Raw genomic sequence first — 19,823 nt, forward strand, 5'->3', positions numbered from 1 at the left:
AAAAAAGGGGAATGCCATGACCAAAAAAATCTCGATTAATCCGGCGGGGATCAGCCGCCGCACTTTCCTGCAGGTGACCGGCGCTGGGCTGGTGACCGCCACGGCGCTCGGCGCCACCGGCCTCAAGGCCAGGGCCGAACCCTACGGAAAATTCACCTGGATCTCGCCGCGCGGCACGCTCGAAGTGCTCGACGACTATCCCTACTGGGCGGCCAAGAAGGCCGGCTATTTCGATGGGCTGGACACCGACATGCAGCCGGGGCCGTCGGACGGCACCGCGACGGTGAAGTTCGTCGATGTCGGCCAGGCGGATATGGGCTTCCCGTCGCCCGGCGTGTTCTCCTTCGCCATCCAGAACGGCATGAAGCTGAAGTCGGTGTTCCACATGGGCGCCCGCGACACGTTCAGCATCGCCTTCCGCAAGGGCGAGGGGTCGAACGATCTGAAGAAGCTGGAAGGCAAGACCATCCTGCTCGGCTCCGCCGCCTGGCAGTCGATCACCGACCCGCTGCTGGCCGCACAAGGCGTCGACATCAAGAAGGTGAAATATGTCGAGGCCGGCTGGCCGACCTGGGGCACGGCGCTGGCCGGCGGCCAGGGCGACGCCGCTTTGGCATGGGAAGGGCTGCGTGCCGAATGGATTGCCAAGGGGCTCGACTTCGAATACTGGCTCGGCGTGCAGAATTCCAAGCTGCCGGCCAACACCTTCGTCGTGCGCGCCGCCGACCTCGAGGATGCCGACAAGAAGGCGTTGCTGGAAAAGTATCTGCGCGGCTGGGCGATGGGCCTCGAATTCGGCTACCAGAATCCCCGCGCGGCGGTCGAAGCGGTGTTCGAGCAGTTCCCGACGCTGGCCAAGAATCTCGGGCCCGAGCTCGGCACCACCTCGATCCTGCAGCAGATCAATGTCTTCCGTGGCGACATGGACAAGCGCGGCGGCTGGGGCTCGCACGACATGGCGAGCTGGCAGGGCTTTTTCGACGAGATCCACAAGATCGGCCAGATCACCGCCCCGGTGAAGGCCGAGGATGTCTGCACCAACGACCTGATCGGTCCGGCCAATGATTTCGACAAGGCCAAGGTCAAGGCCGATGCCGACGGATACAAGCTGTCGGAAGGCTTTGCCGCGCTCGATGTCGAGAAGATCAAGGCACATCTGTTCGATTCGGCGATCAAGTAGGGGCGCAAACGGATCATGCCGGCGCCGCCCCTCATTGCCCTGCCGGGCTCCTTTCCTCTCCCTCCGGAGGGGGAGAGGTGGCGCCGCGAAGCGGCGACGGAGTGGGGGAAGGCGTTCGCCAAACGCGCAGTCGCCGCAAGACAGGCACAATCCGACGCGCAATAAATATTCGGCGGGCGGCGAAGGCCGACCCCCACGCGGTCGAGCGGGGCTCGACACCTCTCCCCCGATCGACGGGGGAGAGGAAGGGCAGTGAGCGGCGGCGCTGATCGCCGTCCACAATTCAATCAATTGGGAGGCAGCGGTGTCCGACAAGGTTAAAGTGCTGGTGGTGGGTCTCGGCAATATGGGTGCGTCGCATGCCAGCGCCTATCACCGGCTCGACGGTTTCGAGATCGTCGGCATCATGAGCCGCTCGATCAAGAGCAACACGAGGATACCAGGAGAATTAGCCGGCTACCCACTCTACGAGGATTTCGACCAGGCGCTGAAGGAGACGAAACCGGACGCCGTCTCGATCAACAGCTGGCCGAACACCCATGCCGAATATGCGCTGAAGGCGATCGCCGCCAACTGCCATGTGTTCATGGAAAAGCCGCTCGCCACCAACAATGAGGATGCCGAGAAGGTTGTCGCGGCGGCGCGCGCCAAGAACCGCAAGCTGGTGCTCGGCTATATCTTGCGCGTCCACCCGTCATGGATCAAGTTCATCGAGGTCGGCAAGACACTCGGCAAGCCGCTGGTCATGCGGCTCAACCTCAACCAGCAGAGCAGCGGCAGTGCCTGGCACTGGCACAAGAACCTGATCGATTCGCTGATCCCGATCGTCGATTGCGGCGTCCACTATGTCGACGTCATGTGCCAATTGACCGGCGCCAAGCCGGTGCGCGTGCACGGCATCGGCGTCAAGCTCTGGGCGGAAGCCGACAAGCAGAATTACGGCCACCTGCACGTGACCTTCGATGACGGCTCGGTCGGCTGGTACGAAGCCGGCTGGGGTCCGATGATGAGCGAGACGGCCTATTTCGTGAAGGACGTGGTCGGCCCCAAGGGCGCGGTGTCGATCGTCGCCGGACAGCAGGCGAGCAGCGCCGCCGACACCGCCGAGGTGTCGAACTCCGCCGACATCGACCGCCACACCAAGACCGACGCGCTGAAGATCCACTATGCCGCTGTCGATGGCGACAAGAATTTCTCCAAGCCCGACGAGATCGTCAGCATGGAGGACGAGCCCGGCCACCAGGAACTCTGCGACCGCGAGCAGGCCTTCTTCCTGCGCGCCATCCGCGAGGATCTCGACCTGACCGAGCAGATGGATGCAGCGGTCAACAGCCTGCGCATCGTGCTCGCCGCCGAACAGAGCATCGCGCTCGGGCGGACCATCGACCTGGCCTGACGCAATTCCCGTCTCCCCGTCCCCATTCGAGGCTGTCGCATATGGATTCTGGCGAAGAAGGACCCCCACCCTAACCCTCCCCACAAGGGGGAGGGAAGCTGCCGCGCTCTTCATCCTCGGTGTTAAACGCCTGTGATTTGCCGAGTTCAGCGCCTACAGAATCCCCCTCCACCTTGTGGGGAGGGGTTAGGGGTGGGGGTATTCGTAGGGCGAAAAGCTAGGTTTCTTGAGTGCCTTGGTCCCTCTCGACAGAGGGTGCCGGGAGGCGGCGCCAAACGTTGGCAAGATCAACGAACGACGTTGAAAAATTGGGAGAGAGACATGGTCACCGAAAGTCTGCTGAAAACCTATGCCGAGTCCGACGCGCTCGACCTGGCCGGACTGGTGCACAGCGGCCAGGTTTCACCGGCGGAACTGGTGGAGGCAGCGATCACGCTGGTCGAGCGGCTCAACCCGGCGCTCAATGCGGTCATCCATCGCCTCTACGACATGGCGCGGGCGCAGGCCGAAACGGTCGACACATCAGCGCCCTTCGCCGGTGTGCCGTTCCTGCTCAAGGAGCTGGCCTCGTCCTGGACCGGGGCGCCGAACACCAATTCTTCTTTCTACCTCAGGGATGTCGTTGCCGATTTCGACACCGAGGTCGTTCGCCGCATGAAGGCGGCCGGGCTGGTGCTGGTCGGCAAGTCGAACGCGCCGGAAAATGGCTGGTCGATCACCACCGAGCCGAAACTCTACGGTGTGACCAAGAACCCGTGGAAGGAAGGCATCACGCCCGGCGGCTCGAGCGGCGGCGCTGCCGCGGCCATCGCGTCGCGCATGGTGCCGATCGCCGAGGCCAGCGATGGCGCCGGCTCGATCCGCATCCCGGCCTCCTGCTGCGGCATTGTGGGCTTAAAACCGTCGCGCGGACGTGTCAGCCTCGCGCCGTTCGGCGACTATTGGTACGGCGGCGCCTATTTTCTCTGCTGCTCGCGCACCGTGCGCGACACCGCGGCCTATCTCGATGCGGTTGCCGGCGCGCTGCCCGGCGATCCCTACACGCCGCCGGTTCCAGATGGCAGCTGGCTCAGCCTCTCGGCGCGAGCGCCAAAGAAGCTGCGCATCGGCTTTTCCGTCACGCCGCCCAACGGCACGGCGATCGATGCGGAGGTGAAGGCGGCGGTGCTGGCGACCGTGGCGGCACTCGAGCGCCTCGGCCACCACGTCGAAGAGCATGACATGCCGCTCGACGCCAATGCTGTGTGGAAGACCTACACCAACATGACCTGCGTGCAGACGGCGGCGACGTTCGACTACCTTGAGACGGTGGTGGGGCGGCCGGTGACGCCAGGCGATGTCGAGGCGGTGACTTGGGCAATCATCGAGCGCGGCCGCTCGACCAGCGGCATCAGGCACATCTCCGATGTCGAGCAACTCAGGCAGGTCGGCCGCGACATCGTCGGCGACCTCGGCGCCTACGATCTCTTCATCACCCCGACCCTGACGCAGCTGCCGCGCCCGTTCGGCTATTACGACATGTCGGAAACAGACATCGATCGCTACAACGCCAAATGGGCGGACTCGGTGTTTGCCTTCCCCTTCAACATCTCCGGCCAACCGGCGATCTCGCTGCCGCTCGGCTGGTCGAAAGGCGGCGTCCCGATCGGCGTGCAGCTCGTCGGCCGCTACGGCGACGAGGCAACGGTGCTGGCCGCGTCGGCACAGTTGGAGCGAGAGATGCCGTGGAAGGGGCGGCGGCCGGCGGTGAGTGGGTAGGTGCTGGGCACCGCGTGCGGCTTCGAGATTGGCCAAATCCGCCCATCGCTTCGTCATCCACGGGCGGAGCAAGGAGCGCAGCGACGCAGCGCAGACCCGAGGATCCATGCCGCGACTTCAAAGCGTCGCTACGATGAAGAGTTCTGCTCCGCTGCATTCCTCGGCCAAGGTCACGGCATGGATCCTCGGGGCTCCGCGACGGAGCTTCGCTCCTGCTCCGCCCGTGGATGACGAAGGTGGGGAGGCTTCGGCCAATCTCCAGCGTGCAGACTCAAAGCCGGCTATCCAATCCTCTCCAACCGTCTCGGCAGACGATTCATGGCAACAGGCCCGTCCGGTGTGATCAGGAACTGGTCCTCGAGATTGAAGCTGGCGAGGCGGTCTATGTAGAGCGGGATTTCGAAGGCCAGCACCATGCCGGCTTCGATCACGACATCGCTGTCGGCCGCAATGAACGGCCATTGCTCTGAGAAGACGGACTGGCCGACGCCATGGCCGAAATGGCCGCGGCGGTAGGTACGCAGCCCTTGCCGCGCCAGGCTGTCGGTGGCGACGCGATGCACTTGGGCGAGCGTGGTTCCCGGAACAAGGGATGCCAGCCCGTCGTCAAAGGTCCGCTCGGCGATCGCGTGCAGTTCGGCCTGCTCGGCGGATGGCGGCCCGAAGGTGAAGTTGCGCGACATGTCGGAGGCGTAGCCGCCGACCGTGCAGACCATGTCGCACTTCAGCGGATCGCCCGGCATGGCTTTCGCATCGGTGCTTTTGAGCCGGGCGCCGAGCGTCACATATTCGGCTGTGGCGACCGGATGGGACAGGCCGGCCGCGGCCGTGGCGACGCCTTGCCGATAGAGGGCAATGAGATCGGCCTGACGCATGCCGGCCATGGCATCGACCTGCAGCCGCTCCAGCCCGGCCTCCGACAGGATGATGCCTTGCTGCAGCAGATCGATCTCGCGCGGCGACTTGACGGCCCGCAGCCTGTCGAGCACCGCCGAGCCGTCGACCATCGTGCAGCCCGGCAGCAGCGCCTGCATGGCAGCGAAATCAGCGGCGGGAACAAAATCGAGATCGACGCCGATCGTTGCGCGCTCGAGACCGAACCCGGTCAGGATCTGCTTCAGCTCATGGACGGAATTGGCCAACTCGAATGTAGCGGGCCGGGTAATGGCAGGCGTCCAGCCGGACGAGCCAAAGCCGGCCACTATGCGCCGCGCCAGCCCTTGCGCTGGCCTCGAGGCGTCAAACGTGGCGAATTCGATCCAGATCGGGTGGCTGCGGATGACGGCGTCGGGCAGAGCCAGTTGCAACTGTCCCGCATTGAAATCCGCCACCACCACGCCGATCGGCAGGCCTTGGCGGGCCGGGATGACGACGAAGCCGGCGCCGGCGCGCCGGAACAGTCCCGCCGGGCCGATCGAGGCGCCGGTCGCATAGTGGAAGGCCTCGGGTGCGCACAGCACCAGCGCCGCGATGCCCGCGCGCTTCATCAGTTGCGCCGCGCGCCTGCGATCGACAAAGCCTGTCATGATTTCCCCACTGTTCGAAGCGGCAACGAAGCACTCCGCGCATCGACAATCAAGCCGCTGACAGCAGCTACTTGATCGATTCCAGCTTGGCGACGGCGGCCGTGAAGCCAGCCAGCGACACCGGGATGGTGACCGGCTTGCGGGTGACCGATTCCATGCCGATGTTCAGATTGGTGCCGGACTTCATTGCCTTGATGAGATCCGCCGACAGCGGCGTGGCGGCATAAGCGCCGTTCTGGTCGCTGGTCTGGATGGCAATCGTCGTCTTCTGGCCCTGGTCGATCTGGAAGGAGGCGCCGGACGGCAGGAACAGGCCGTGTGGCAGGGCAAGCAGCATGGCGAGGCTGCCATTGCCGTTGTCGCGGCGCACGGTCACGGTCAGCACGCGCTGCCCGGTCTTGGCCTCGGTCAGGTTCTGCGAAACCTGGCACTGAAGCTCGCTGGTCGCCGAACCGCTGGAGCAGTTCACTGCCCATGGATTGGCATCGGCCGGTTTTGCATTGCTTTCAGCCGGCTTTGGCTGGGCCGGCTTGGCATCTTCGGCAAGGGCTGGGCCGGCGGCCAGACCAAGCCACAGGGCGGTCAGCCCCGCGGCCACGCCAAGTAAATTAGACTTCGCTAAAGTAGCTGTCATGTTATTTTGCCGGACGTCTTGCATGTTTCCTCACCGCGCCCGGTATTCTCCCGAGCACGGCTTGATACAACACCCGCGACTGTTTCGAAAGCTCGACCGGAGGCAAGAAAGCCGGCGAAATTACTGTGACCTTTCGGATACAGCGAACAATTTTACAGGGAGCTTTCAGAAATCGGAGCGCCCGAGACTCGCTATACAATAGAATTCGATTAAGGATTTACACGGGGCGCGTGTAGTCCCCGAAGGACTCGCCAGGGATGGGAACTACCGAGACTTCTCGGCAAGTTGGTGAGATAGCGGCGCGTGGGGAGGATTTCCACGCTCGCGCCGGCTATCGCCGTTCGCGAATCGCCAGGCATCTCTGGAAGACGACGGCGCTGACGACGCTGGCGCTCGGCCTTTCCGGTCCGGCGGCCCATGCCGATCCGAACGGCCTGTGGCAGCCGCAGATCCGCGCTATCATCGGCGCCGACAACAATGGCGGCAACGCCGCGCTCGAAGGTTTCATCCCGCTCAAGCAGACGGCCGAATCCGTGCTGTTCCTGGATGTCCGGGCCAAGCACGATTTCAAGGATGGTTTCGGCCAGGATGTCGGCCTCGGCATTCGCCGCATCGTCAACCCGGACCTGATGATCGGCGGCCACGCCTACCTCAACATCGAGAACTACAACTCCACCCAGTTCACCGCCGCCACGCTGGGCGCCGAGGCGATCACGCCTCATTTCGATGCGCATGTGAACGTCTATCTGCCGATCAAGGGCGATTCAACGGATCACTCGGCCAGCTCGACCCTGTCGATGGTCAGCAACCAGCTGATCGAGCAGATCTCGGTCATCGACCACCGCGACTACGCGGCGTGGGGCATCGAGGGCGAGATCGGTGCGCAGGTGCCGGTCGCCCTGCCCGACAAGCATTCGCTGCGGCTCGACATCGGCGGCTATCATTTCGAGGATCCGCATGGCGACGACGGCAGCGTCACCGGCGCCAAGGCCGGGTTCGAGTATACGATCGGCGATGTCTTCGGCAGCAACACGGAACTGGTCTTCGCCGGCGAGGTCCGCAACGACAATCGCGACGACACCCAGTTCGCCGGCAGTGTGCGGCTGAACATCCCGTTCAATCCTGGCAGCGGCTCGGACAATGCAGACGGGACCGATAGCGGGGCGGAGCCGGTCTATCCGGTCAGCGAAGGCCTTCGCAAGCGCGTCAACGAACGGGTGCGTGGCGACATCGGCGTCCGCGTCCAGTCGCAGACGCTGACCGGCGGCACGACCACGCGCATCGCCATCAACGCCGCCACCAGTGCCGCCTTCGGCAAGTTCTATTTCGCCGACGGCGGCCTCGCCGGCGCCGGCACGCTGGCCGACCCGACGACGCTGGACGACGCCGTGACCAAGTCGGGTGCGAACGGCTTTGTCGTCGCGCTTGGCGGCAACGGCAATCTGACGACCGGCGGCGTGACGCTCGCCAATGGCCAGACCGTCATCGGCGGCGGCGAAAGCGTCACCGCCAGGCTGTTCGGTGGCGGCACCAGCACCTTCAACCTGGGCGGCAGCGACGGCACGATCCAGGGCACCAACGTCGTCAACCCCGTCATCACGCTGGGCAACGGCAACACGCTCAACGGCATCACCATCACGGGCGGCGCCAACGGCATTTTGGGCAACAACATCACCGGCGCGACGCTGACCAATGTGACGGTCACCGGTGCGGGCGGCAACGGCGCCGACTTCACGGGCAGCTCGACCGGCATCACCGGCTCCAACTTCACCGCCACCGGCAACGGCCTCGACGGTCTGCACATCGACGGCGACGGCACCTACAATTTCACCGGCACGACGCTGCTGCAGGGCAATCTCGACGACGGTCTCGATATCACCGGCAAGGGCACCTACACCTTCGCCACCGTCAATGCGCAGGACAATACCGACCGCGGCATCACCGTGCAGGGCACCTCGACCGGCGGGACGTTCACCACCACCGGCGGCACAATATCGGGCAATGGCGGCACCGCCGTCTTCATCGATCCGATCACCGCTCATGTGGTGCTGGACTCGATCAGCCAGAGCGGCGGCACGTCGGGTGTCGTGCTCGAGAATGTCGCGGGCAGCTTCACGGTCAACGGTGCGACGACGATCTCCAACACGACCGGACCAGCGATCGCCATTTCGGATTCGCCGGCGACGATCCGCTTCGGCGACATCAGCATCACCAACCCCGGCGCCGACGGCATCTCGTTTGCCGGCGTCAATGCGGCGGTGGTCGCCGGCAACATCGTCATCTCCGGACTGGGTGTCGGCACCGGCCTCGACTTCTCCGGATCCAGGACCAATTTCACCGCGCAGTCGCTCAACATCACCGGCACCGGTGCTGCCGGCTCGATCGGCATCGACCTGACCTCACCGAGTGTTGGCGGGGCGGTCATCACCATCACCGTTGGCGGCGTCATCACCAATGTCGATACCGGCGTGCGGCTGGGCATAGCCGGCACGCCGGGGGCCACGGCCAACGCCGAATTTACCTTCGGCGGCGATTCCAGCTCCATCTCCGGCATCACCGCCTCGCTCGATGCGCGCGGGCTCAATGAGGGCAGCGGCCACTACGCCTTCGGCACGACACAGTTTACCGGCCCGCAACTTTACGATCTGCGCAACTACATCTTCGTCGCGGCCGGGGCTTCGGGCGGCGGCACGTCGATCACCGACCTCGCCTCGATCGATTATGCCGACAGCATTACCGCCAGCGACGCCATCATTGTGCTGGTCAACCGCGGCACAATCGACGACGCCACCGGCTTCTCGCTGAGCGACGGACAGGAACTGGCCTCGTTCGGCAACGGCCGCGAGTTCTCGCTCGGCGGGGTGCCGTTGAATGTCACCGGCACCAACGTCCATCACGACGAATCCATCTCGGATTCCGCGGGCGCGGCAACGCTGACCAGTTCCGGCGGCGGCGATGTCGTGACGCTGGGGAACGGCAACACGTTGCTCGATTTCAATATTTCCGGTGGCGCCGCCGCCGGCATACACGGCCTGGGCATCAATGGCCTGACCGTCCAAGGCGTGACGGTCAGCAATGTCGCTACCGGCCTCTTCCTCGATGGAGTGACCGGTACGGTCTCGGTCGACGACCTGACCGTCCAGACCGCATCTCAAACCGGCATCGCGCTTGTCGGTTCGAGCGCGACCGTCAATTTCACCGGCAACACCAAGATCACCAACGCCACCAGTGCCGCGCTGTCCACCAACAATTTCGACGGCATCGCCACCTTCGACGATCTCGACATCACCGGCGGCGGCGTAGGCATAGGCATCGTCGGCGGTTCCAGCGGAACCTTGACCTTCGGGGTCGGGAGTTCCATCGCCAACACGAGCAGCAACGCCTTCTCCATCAGCAACTCGACGCCCAACGTGACCTACAACGGCACCATCAACCAGACCGCTGCTACCAGCGCGGTGACGATCTCCGGCATGAGCGGCGGCAGCGCCACGTTCGGCGGAGCGATCACCGCCAGCACCGCCACCGCCTTCGCGATCAACCTGAGTGGCAACACCGGCGGCACAATCAAATTCACCGGCGGGCTGGATCTGACCACGACGATCGGCACCGGCTTCAGCGCCACCGGGGGCGGCACGATCACAGTCGCGGCCGCAGGCACGGAGCAGATCACCACCGGCACCGGCCACGCGATCTATCTCGACGGCGTCACCATCGGCACCGGCGGCATGGCGTTCGACAGCATCACGACAGGCGTCGTGGCAGCCACAGCGCTCAATTTCAATGCCGTCTCGGGCGGCCAGTTCCTGGGTGGCAATGTCACTATCGGTGGCACCGGTGCCGGCATCAACGGCGTTGCAATCAACGATTCGTCATCGACCTTCACCATCACCAATCTGGTGACGACCAATGTCGCGGGCACCGATGTCAGCCTGACCAACAACACGGGCTCGATCACGATCCTCGGTGGCACCATCACCAATTCGGGCGTTGGCGACGGTGTCGTCATTTCCGGTGGCAGCGCGACAATCGGTGTAGCAGCCAACATATTCAGCTCGGCAACCGCGCCAGGCACGGCGGTCAAGGTCGACGGCACCACCGGCGGCTCGGTGACCTTCAGCGGCAGCATCACCTCGACCGGCACCGGCAATCTTTTCGCGATCGGCTCGTCGCTGCCCCCGGTCGGCGGCGCGATCAGCTTCATCGGCTCGACGCTGTCTGCGACGGGCGGCGGTGGCGCCGTCGTCACCGGCCTTGCCGGCACCGCGACGCTGAACGTCACAGCTCCGCTGTCGATCACCGGCGCGACGGCTACTGGCCTGGCCGTCGCCAATGTCGCCAGCACCGCATCGGCGACCTTCGGGGCGGTGACCGTGTCGGGCGCCACGGGCAATGGCATCGACATCACCAACAATGCCGGCGCCGTCACCTTCGGCACCACCAGCGTGACGATGGGTTCGACCGTAGGTCCAGCCGGCATCAACTTCGCCCTGACCAATGCCGATGTCACATTTGGAACAACCAATGTGACGCTGGGCGCCGGCGCCAACCAGACCGGCATCGACTTCAGCGGTTCGTCAACGACAGCCGATTTCGGCGTGACGACGATCACCGGCACCGACGACCTGACCTCGCGCGGCATCGACCTGTCGTCGACCATCGGCAACAAGACCATCACCTTCCTGCAGGGCTCCAGCATCTCGAAGGTCGGCGTCGGCGTCGAACTGTCGTCCGGCGGCACAACGGCGACGTCGGCCAACGCCAATTTCACCTTTGGCGACGGCAATGCGGGCGACGGGCTGGAATCCTTCATCAGCGCGGCCAGTGGCGGCTACACGGTCAACACGATCGGGCTCGATCCGACGCTCGGCAATTATGATTTCGACGATGTCGCCTTCACCGGCAGCGCCAATCTGGCCAGCGCGGTCGGCGGGGTCGTCATGATTTCCCAGGACGGTGGCGTGATCGCTGCCGGCACCAACGGGCTCAGCGCCGCGGTGACCACGGTCACGGCCGCCCAGGCCGATGCCATGACCGGCACATTGACCTTCGCCTTTGTCGGCACGGTCGATCTGAGCGCCATGCCGTTCACGCTCGATTCGGGCCAGTCGATCGCCGGCTTCGGCAACGGCAGTTCGATCATCACCTCCGGCACCATCCAGCCGATCAATGTCCAGGGCAATCTCGGCGCCACCGGCGGCAACGTCACCGGCAATGAGGGCGTGGTCAAGAGCACGGGCGGCGATACGTTGCAGCTGCTCGGCAGCAATCAGGTGCGCGACACCGCATTCGACTTCACTGGCGGCAGCGGTTCGGTCTTCACCATCGACCAGAATGCTGCCGGCTTCAGCAATGTCGGCGGTATCGTCATCCAGGGCGTCACGGTCAGCAATGTCGCCACCGGCCAGACGGCGTTCAAGGTTGCCGGCCTCGACAGCAATTTGTCGATCACAGACAACAACATCAACGTTGCCGGCACGCTGCTCGACGTCGATGGCGGCACCGGCAACATCACGGTCACGCGCGGCACCTTGCCCAACAGCGGACCGGCGGGCACGCTGACCGGCGGCGGCATCTCGATCGCCAACCGCACCGGCGGCACGGTCGATTTCGCCGACAAGGCGACGGTCAACGGCAGCGGCGTTTCGCTGACCGGCAATACGGGCTCTGTCATCACCTTCGCGGATCTGGATGTCTCCACGAACGGCGTGACAGCGTTCAGCGCCACCGGCGGCGGCACGGTCAATGTCGTGACCGGCACGATCAACGCCACCAACGCGCAGGCGGCGGCGCTCGACGGCATCACGGCCGGTATCAACTTCGCCTCGACAAGTGCCACATTCGCTTCCGGCAGCGGCGTCGACCTGCAGAACCTCAGCGGCACGGCAAGCTTCGGCACCGGTACGCTGACCAACACCGGTTCGGGCACGTCGTTCAATGTCGGCTCGGGGACCGCAGCCAGCGGCGGCAACGCGACGATTTCCTATGGCGGCACGATCGCCAGCAACGGCACGGGCGCCGCGGTGTCGATCCAGAGCATGACCGGCGGCTCGGTGACGCTGTCGGGCAATCTCACCGATACCAATGCGGCGGCCGGCGGCAACATCGTCGTTGCCGGCAACGACGCGGCCGCGATCACCTTCTCGGGCACCAGCAAGGTGATCAGCTCGGGCGCGACGGACGGCGTGAGCTTGGGCATCATTGGCAATTACGCTTCAGCCGTCCCGGCACTCAATACCAACAGCACGATCGACTTCACCAATGGTGGCCTTGCTATAACGACAATGACCGGGGCGGGCTTCGTCGCAATTGGCGATTTAGGCCCGGCTGGCGCAACCTCCACCATCATTACCGTCACCGGCGCCGGCAACGAGATCAATGCCGGCAGCGACGGACTTGTGGTGTATGGTGCCAATGTCGGCAGCGCCGGCATTACCTTCGACAGCATCTCGGCGGACTCCACGATCCCTGCTCTTCCCGGCGACCCCGGCGGTGCCGGCGTGACGCTGTTGGGCGCCAATCTCGTCGGGGATGTCAACATCGGCGGCCTGAGGGATACTGGATACACCGGCGCCTGGCTGTACGCCCTGAGTGGCACCGGGGAGGTCAACTTCACCGGCACGATCGATCTCGACGTCCAATATGCCGGGTTCGATATCGGCGGTCCCGAGGTTGGCACCGTCAACATCGCCAATGTCGCCGGATCCACCCTGACCATCGATGGCGGCCAGTTCGGCATCATACAGAGCTCGCAGGGCGGGACCGTCAACGTCGGCGTCAACGGCAGCGCCAGCATCACGAACACCACCGTCTCGGCTATCAGCCTCGGCGGCGGCAATGACCTGGCCTTCACCACGCTGACCTACAAAGGTTCGATCACGGTCGGTGCGGGATCGGTGATAAGCGCCAGCGGCGATGCGACCCGTCTGAACATGAGCGGTTCCGTCGTTTCCACCACGTCATCGACGGCCTTCGACTTCTTTGGCCATGCCGAAGGCATATACGATATTTCGAGCACCATCGATCACAGCGGTGGCGAGGGTGTCGCCATCGGCGGCTCGGCCAACGGCACGGTCACCTTCTCTGGTACGTCGAAGATATTCAACACCGGCGCCAACGATGCCATCGTCAAGGCACCGTCGTACGTGATGGACCCGCAGACCAGGGGCACGCTCAACTTCACCAATGGCGGCCTCGTCATCACCACCAGCAGCGGCGCCGGCTTCACCGCCAGCACCTTTGGCCCCGGCACGATCAGCGTCACCGGCGACGGCAACACCATCACCACCGGCACGGGCACGGCGCTGAAGCTTGGCGACGCGACGGCGGTCGTCGCCGGGGCGAAAGGCGCGACGGTCGGCGCCGGTGGTATCAAGTTCGATACGATTTCGGTCAATGGCGCGGCGACCGGCATATCGCTCAACAATGTCAGCGGCGGCACCCTCAATCTCGGCGCGGTCGACCTGCAGGGCGTCACCACGACCGGCGTCCAGGTCTCTGGCACGCTCGGCTCGACGCTGAATTTCGCCAGCCTGACCATCGGGCTCAATGCCGCCAATGCGGTCGGCCTCGACCTCAACGGCGCGGCGCTCGGCGCGAGCAACATCACCGCGGACGATTTTGATGTAGACGGCGGCGGCTTCGCCGGCACGATCGGAATCGACATGGCCGGCACCACCGGCACGGGCACGATCCAGCTCGGCGACACCGTCAACAACAATCCGGCCGGCCAGAAATCGACTATCGCCAATGTCGGCTATGGCGTGCAGTTCTCCAGCGCCACCAACGCCAGGCTGGTGTTCGGCGACGGCGCCGGCCCGGCCGAGTCGTCGATCGCAACCACCGGCGGCCACGTCATCCACACCACCGATAGTTTGCCGACCAATGGCGACTACAATTTCAACGACGTCAATTTCACCGGCGACGTTTCCAACCTGTCATCGATCAGCGTCTACTACGTCACCGAAGGCGGCACCGGCGACGGCAGCCTCGCCAATCCGGGCAGTTACGCGGGCGCACAGGCTTCCACGGCCAACGTCGTGGTGCTGATCGACAAGAACGTCAACGGCGCCCAGGAAACCATCGACCTCAGCGGCACCACGTTCAACCTCGATGACGGGCAGGTGCTGCTCGCCTTCAAGAGCGGCGACGCGGCCGTCGATGTTTCGCAGCTCGGTGTCGACACCAGCAGCGGCGCCTCCGCCGCGTTCCACTTCACCACGGTGCAGAACTCGCCGATCATTTCGGCGCCGGGGGGCATCGACACGCTGCGGCCGGTCCTGCAGAGCAACAACGCCACGCAGGTCATCAACCTGGCGACATCAGGCAGCGGCATCTTCACGGGCGGCATCCAGAACCTGATCGTCAGCAATCTCGGTTCCGGTGCGGGCGTTGCCGCCAACGCCACCGGCGCCTCCAGTTTCTTCGTCAGGAACAACACCATCGCCGCCGGCGGCAACGCGCTCGATTTCTCCACCACGGGAGCTCCGGCCAATACGCTTCTGCTGTCGATTGACGGCAACACGCTGCAATCGACCGGCTCCGGCCTCGCAGCGTCCTTCGCCGGTCAGAACATCAATGCAACCGACAACTCAATTGCGATCAGGTCGTTTGCCGGCAACAAGGTGACCGGCGGCGCCGGCAGCGGCGGCATCGCCTTCAACAATGTCCGCTTCGATTCCGACGGCGCCGGCGGCACGGTCAGTGCCGGCACGCTCGGCATCGGTAACCCAGGCGCTCGCGTGCAGGGCAATGGCCTCAGTTTCACCAACACCAGCGGTACCCTTGATCTGGGCACGCTCAGCCTTGCCAACAATGGCGGCACCGGTGTCATCGCCAACACCAAAACCACCAATTTCACGCTGAACAACAGCGGTGGCGTGGTCACCACCAACAACGGCGCGGCATTCGATCTCGATCCGCTGACCGTCAACATGACGTTTGCCACCGTCAGCGCCCTAGGCGGCGCCAGCGGCATCATCTTCGACGGCGTCGCCGGGACCTTCACCGTCACCGGCGGGACAAGCATCACCAACACGACGGGCTTCGGCATCGATGCCATCAACACCAACACTGGCACCTTCAACTTCAACACGGTGACGGTGAACAATGTCACCGTCCCCAACACAGGCGGCGGCATCCGAGTCCAGACCGGCACGCTCAACGTCACCGGTCTCGCCAACATCGACACGACCAGCGGCGTTGGTCTCTCGCAGGCCGGCGGCACAACCAGCTTCACCAATGGCGTCACCATCGACACCACCGCCGGAACCGGCATTCTCGCCACCGGCGGCACGATGGGCATCACCGCTACGGCTGCCGCCCAGACGGTGAACGCAACCGGCGGCACAGCGATCAATCTCTCCGGTGTCGCCGCCACCATCGCGTTCGATTCGACCTCGTCGGCCGGCGGCGTCAACAATGTCAGCCTGACCAATGTCAGCGGAGCGCTCAATCTCGGCACCGGCGCGCTCAGCGGGGCGACGGGCGCGTCCTTCAATGTCGTCGGCGGCACGGCTGCCGTGAGCTATTCGGGCACGGTCAACAATTCGGGCGCATTCAGTCCGGCGCTGAATGTCCAGAGCCGGCTTGCCGGCGCCGGCCTCGTCGCACTGAGCGGCAATCTGACGGCCAGCGGGCTGGGCGTATCGCTGAACAACAATGCAGGCGGCACGGTGACGGTGTCCGGCGCCTCGAACAGCTTTACCGGTGGGGGCACCGGCATATCGATCACCGCCAATACCGGCGGCACCTACAACATCAGCGGCGCCAGCTACGCCATCGGCATGAGCGGCGGCGGGCTTGGCGTCGATATTGCCGGCAACAGCGCCCCGGTGACGGTCAATTTCAACGGCGGCGGTCTGGCGATCGTGACCTCGGCAGGCGCCGGCTTCAATGCCACGGGCTCCGGCACGGTCAGCGTCACCGGCGTGGGCAACTCCATCGCCACGGGCACCGGTGTGGCGATGAACCTGAGCGGCGTCACCGTCGCGGCCACCGGCATGAATTTTTCCTCGACCAGCAACGGCGCCGGCGGCAACAGCGCCGTCGTCCTCACCAACGTCATCGGGTTGGGGACGATCAATCTCGGCACCGGCACGCTGGTCGGCGGCAGCGCGGCAACCATCGCTGTCAGCGGCGGCACCGCCAACCTCAACTATACCGGCAATGTCAGCCAGGCGAACAATGCCACCCTGGTCAGCGTCGCGGGCGGCCACAGCGGCACGCTCAACTTCGCTACCGGTACGCTGTCGGCGACGAACGGCACCGGCCTGCAGTTCGACAATGCGGACGGCATCTACAGTTTCGTCGGCACGACGACGCTGAATGGCGGCAATGCCAGCGTCGACATCCTCAACGGCTCGGGCGGCACGTTCAATTTCGGCACCGGCACCTCGATCATCAGCCCCAGCGGCACGGCGTTCAACGTCAATGGCGGCACCGCCACCGTCACCTATGCCGGCACGATCACGCAAGCCACCGCCGGCCAGCGCATGATCGTCGTCGCCGACACCGCCGGCGGTTCGGTGAATTTCACCACCGCCGTGGCGAACGGGCTCAACGACACCGGCGGCACCGGCATTGTGATCGACGGGGCGGCGGGCAGCGTCACCGTCAACAATGCCAGCCTGACGGGCACGGCCGGCATCACCATTCTCGGCGATTCGCTGAACAACGCGACCGGCACCTACACCTTCAACAATGTCGCCATCCAGACCGACGCGGGGGCTGCGAACAATGCCTTCGTCGTCGATGGCGACCAGGGCACGCCAGGCAATGACGACGTCAGCGCGGTCGTCAATCTGAACAATGTCGACATCACCAACCCTGGCGGCAATGTCGCCAACATCCGCGGCATGGCCGGCGGCTCGGTCAATTTCGACAGCGCCAGCACGATCACTCGCAGCGATGGCGGGCTGGGCATTGCCGTGCTCAGCAACGCCGGCGGCACGATCAACTTCGGCGGCGCGGTCAAGACGCTCTCGACCGGTGTTAATGCCGCCGTCATTCTGACCAGCAACCCCGGCGCGACCATCAGCTTCACCAATGGCGGGCTGATTATCAACACAACGAGCGGCGGCGGCTTCAGCGCCACGGGCGGCGGCACGGTGACGGTGCAGGGCACCGGCAACACGATCACCTCCGGCACAGGCACGGCGCTCAACGTCGTCAACACGACGATCGGTGCCAGCGGGCTGAATTTCCAGAGCATTTCGGCGAATGGCGGCACCAACGGCATCGTGCTCAACAATACGGGCTCGGCTGGATTGACCGTTACAGGCGTCGGCACCACCGCCGGCTCGGGCGGCACTATTCAGAACACAACCGGGCGCGGCGCCAGTTTCATCAGCGCGAGCAACATCACGTTGAAGAACATGAATTTCACCAATGCCGGCACCGACGATCTCGATGCCGACAATTCGGGGCTTTCGACCGGTGACAACCTCGCGACCAACGCGGCCATCCACCTTCAAAACGTCTCTACGGCGACGCTGGACCGGATCGCCATTTCGGGCGGCGCCGAGCAAGGCATCAACGGCAATACCGTTTCGAACTTCACACTCAGCAACAGCAGCATATCGAATGCCGGCAATGGCGCGGATGAAGACGGCATCCATTTCTACAACATGTCCGGCATCAGCGCGGTCACGAACACCACGATCATGGGCAGCGGCGACGACAACTTCCAGCTGCAGACCCAGTCCGGCACGCTCGCGCTGACGATTTCAGGCGGCAGCTCGACCGGCGCCGTGCTTGGCAGCGGGTATCTGTTCGGCATCCGTGGAACGTCGAACGCCACGATCAACTTCTCGGGTGCCAATTCGAGCAACAACTTCAGCGGTGGTATCGTCGCCGATGCGTTCGACAGTTCCACGATGAACCTGAACGTCATCAACAGCACGTCGAGCAGCAACAACGATCAGCTGTCCGTCAGCGCCGGGGACAACAGCGATGTGAGCCTCGTCGCCACCGGCAACACGCTGAGCAGTACGGCCACGGGCGACTTCGTCGTGGTGAGCCTACTCGGCTCGGCGTTCGACAACGGCTTCACTTTTGACGCTCGAATTGAAAACAACACCATCACGGTCGCAAACGGGCTGACAGCTGATGGCATATCGGTAATCAATGCCGGCGGCGGCGCCATGCGGGTCGGGATCAAAAACAACACCATCGATTATGCCGGCTCGCAACGCGCCATCCTTGTCCAGACCGGACAGGACGGCGCCGGCAGCATCCTGGCCCAGATAACCGGCAACGCGATTGACATCAAACTGGATGGCGCCGGAAATGCAGTCGCTGGCATTCTCGTTCAGTCGGGCATCACGTCGCCGACGGGAGATGGTTCATCCATCGATTTGAACATAGGCGGCGCCGGCGCTCTGGCCAACACCTTCACGCATTCGCTTGGCGGCACCATGGCGGCCGGCGACATCCGGGTACGTCAACGCAACAACGGGACGATCAACCTTAGTGGCTATGCCGGGGCCCCCACGGATCTGGCCGCCGCCATCGCCTATCTGAACAGCCGCAATACAGTTGTTTCTGCATCAACTGCGACGGCCGACTCGACCGGATTTGCCGGGCTCGCCACGCCGCCGTTCCCGTGATGACGACGCTGATGAGGTAGAAAGGCCACCACTCGGCCGGTTCAGTGCCGTGATCTTGGTGCGATGATCTACAGCCTTGGATGTGTACTGTCTTCCTGCGCCTCTCGTTATTTAAATACTGTCTATTATTTTATAAAGTCCTATTTTGTTAGAGAGCCAAGTAGACTTTTGTGTCATTCCGTGTATTCTACTGATATCTAATGAGGGCGCGAGACATGGCCGAGCCATTTCTATCGGAAATCAGGATTATGTCATTTGTCTTCCCGCCCAAGGGTTGGGCGCTCTGTAACGGGCAGCTTTTGCCAATCAACCAGAACCAGGCGCTATTTTCACTGCTTGGAACCACTTTCGGCGGTGACGGCCAGGTCAATTTCGCACTGCCCGATTATCGGGGACGTATCCCAATCCACGTCGGAAGCAGTCACACACTTGGCGAGCGCGGTGGCGAGCAAAACCACACGCTGTCGATTTCCGAAATGCCGACACACGTTCATTTTGCGCAGGCCAGCACAAACACCGGTAGTAGCCAAGATGGTGTTGGGAACGTTTTGGGGGTGGTTCCGGGGCGGCTGTATAGCGACTTCGCGAACGTGACGACGCTGAGCCCGAGCACAATTGCCAGTATTGGCGGCAGTCAGGCGCATCTCAACATGCAGCCGTTCCTGACGCTGAGCTTCTGCATCGCCCTGCAGGGCATTTTTCCTTCGCCAAATTAAGGAGGCGC

The 19,823-nt window shown here is 64.0% G+C and carries 7 protein-coding genes; 5 read left to right on the plus strand and 2 right to left on the minus strand.

What is annotated here, in order from left to right; translation table 11 throughout:
* Window positions 1-16 precede the first annotated feature (16 nt).
* The 3 genes from NKI69_RS29830 (at window position 17) to NKI69_RS29840 (ending at window position 4,334) form a co-directional block, all read left to right on the plus strand.
* Entirely contained in the window at window positions 17-1,180 is a 1,164-nt protein-coding gene (locus NKI69_RS29830; RefSeq protein ID WP_023813384.1) for an ABC transporter substrate-binding protein, read from the plus strand.
* Between the two features lie 304 nt (window positions 1,181-1,484).
* Window positions 1,485-2,576: a Gfo/Idh/MocA family protein gene (locus NKI69_RS29835; protein WP_023814186.1), complete on the plus strand. Its 1,092-nt coding sequence runs from the start codon at window positions 1,485-1,487 to the stop codon at window positions 2,574-2,576.
* A gap of 321 nt (window positions 2,577-2,897) precedes the next feature.
* On the plus strand, window positions 2,898-4,334 hold the full coding sequence (locus NKI69_RS29840; protein WP_023814187.1) for an amidase: 1,437 nt from the start codon (window positions 2,898-2,900) through the stop codon (window positions 4,332-4,334).
* 281 nt (window positions 4,335-4,615) lie between these two features.
* On the opposite strand, the gene NKI69_RS29845 is transcribed toward NKI69_RS29840, so the two are convergent.
* Together NKI69_RS29845 and NKI69_RS29850 are read right to left on the minus strand one after the other, a co-directional pair.
* Window positions 4,616-5,860 carry a M24 family metallopeptidase gene (locus NKI69_RS29845; RefSeq protein WP_023810875.1) on the minus strand — a complete coding sequence of 415 codons (1,245 nt, stop codon included), beginning with the start codon at window positions 5,858-5,860 and terminating at the stop codon, window positions 4,616-4,618.
* Window positions 5,861-5,927: 67 nt separating this feature from the next.
* Entirely contained in the window at window positions 5,928-6,494 is a 567-nt protein-coding gene (locus tag NKI69_RS29850; protein WP_245273202.1) for an invasion associated locus B family protein, read from the minus strand.
* Between the two features lie 257 nt (window positions 6,495-6,751).
* On the opposite strand from NKI69_RS29850, the gene NKI69_RS29855 reads away from it, so the two are divergent.
* Window positions 6,752-19,099: an inverse autotransporter beta domain-containing protein gene (locus NKI69_RS29855; RefSeq protein WP_352723099.1), complete on the plus strand. Its 12,348-nt coding sequence runs from the start codon at window positions 6,752-6,754 to the stop codon at window positions 19,097-19,099.
* Window positions 19,100-19,314: 215 nt separating this feature from the next.
* On the plus strand, window positions 19,315-19,815 hold the full coding sequence (locus NKI69_RS29860) for a phage tail protein (protein WP_023810878.1): 501 nt from the start codon (window positions 19,315-19,317) through the stop codon (window positions 19,813-19,815).
* Window positions 19,816-19,823 lie beyond the last annotated feature (8 nt).

The organism is Mesorhizobium sp. M0491 (assembly GCF_040321265.1).
GTDB lineage: Bacteria > Pseudomonadota > Alphaproteobacteria > Rhizobiales > Rhizobiaceae > Mesorhizobium.

What these genes read in the sequence shown, in the direction of transcription:
- NKI69_RS29830 (WP_023813384.1), top strand. Translation starts at nt 17, where the DNA reads ATGACCAAAAAAATCTCGATTAATCCGGCGGGGATCAGCCGCCGCACT.
- NKI69_RS29840 (WP_023814187.1), top strand. Translation starts at nt 2,898, where the DNA reads ATGGTCACCGAAAGTCTGCTGAAAACCTATGCCGAGTCCGACGCGCTC.
- NKI69_RS29845 (WP_023810875.1), bottom strand. Translation starts at nt 5,860, where the DNA reads ATGACAGGCTTTGTCGATCGCAGGCGCGCGGCGCAACTGATGAAGCGC.
- NKI69_RS29850 (WP_245273202.1), bottom strand. Translation starts at nt 6,494, where the DNA reads ATGACAGCTACTTTAGCGAAGTCTAATTTACTTGGCGTGGCCGCGGGG.
- NKI69_RS29855 (WP_352723099.1), top strand. Translation starts at nt 6,752, where the DNA reads ATGGGAACTACCGAGACTTCTCGGCAAGTTGGTGAGATAGCGGCGCGT.
- NKI69_RS29860 (WP_023810878.1), top strand. Translation starts at nt 19,315, where the DNA reads ATGGCCGAGCCATTTCTATCGGAAATCAGGATTATGTCATTTGTCTTC.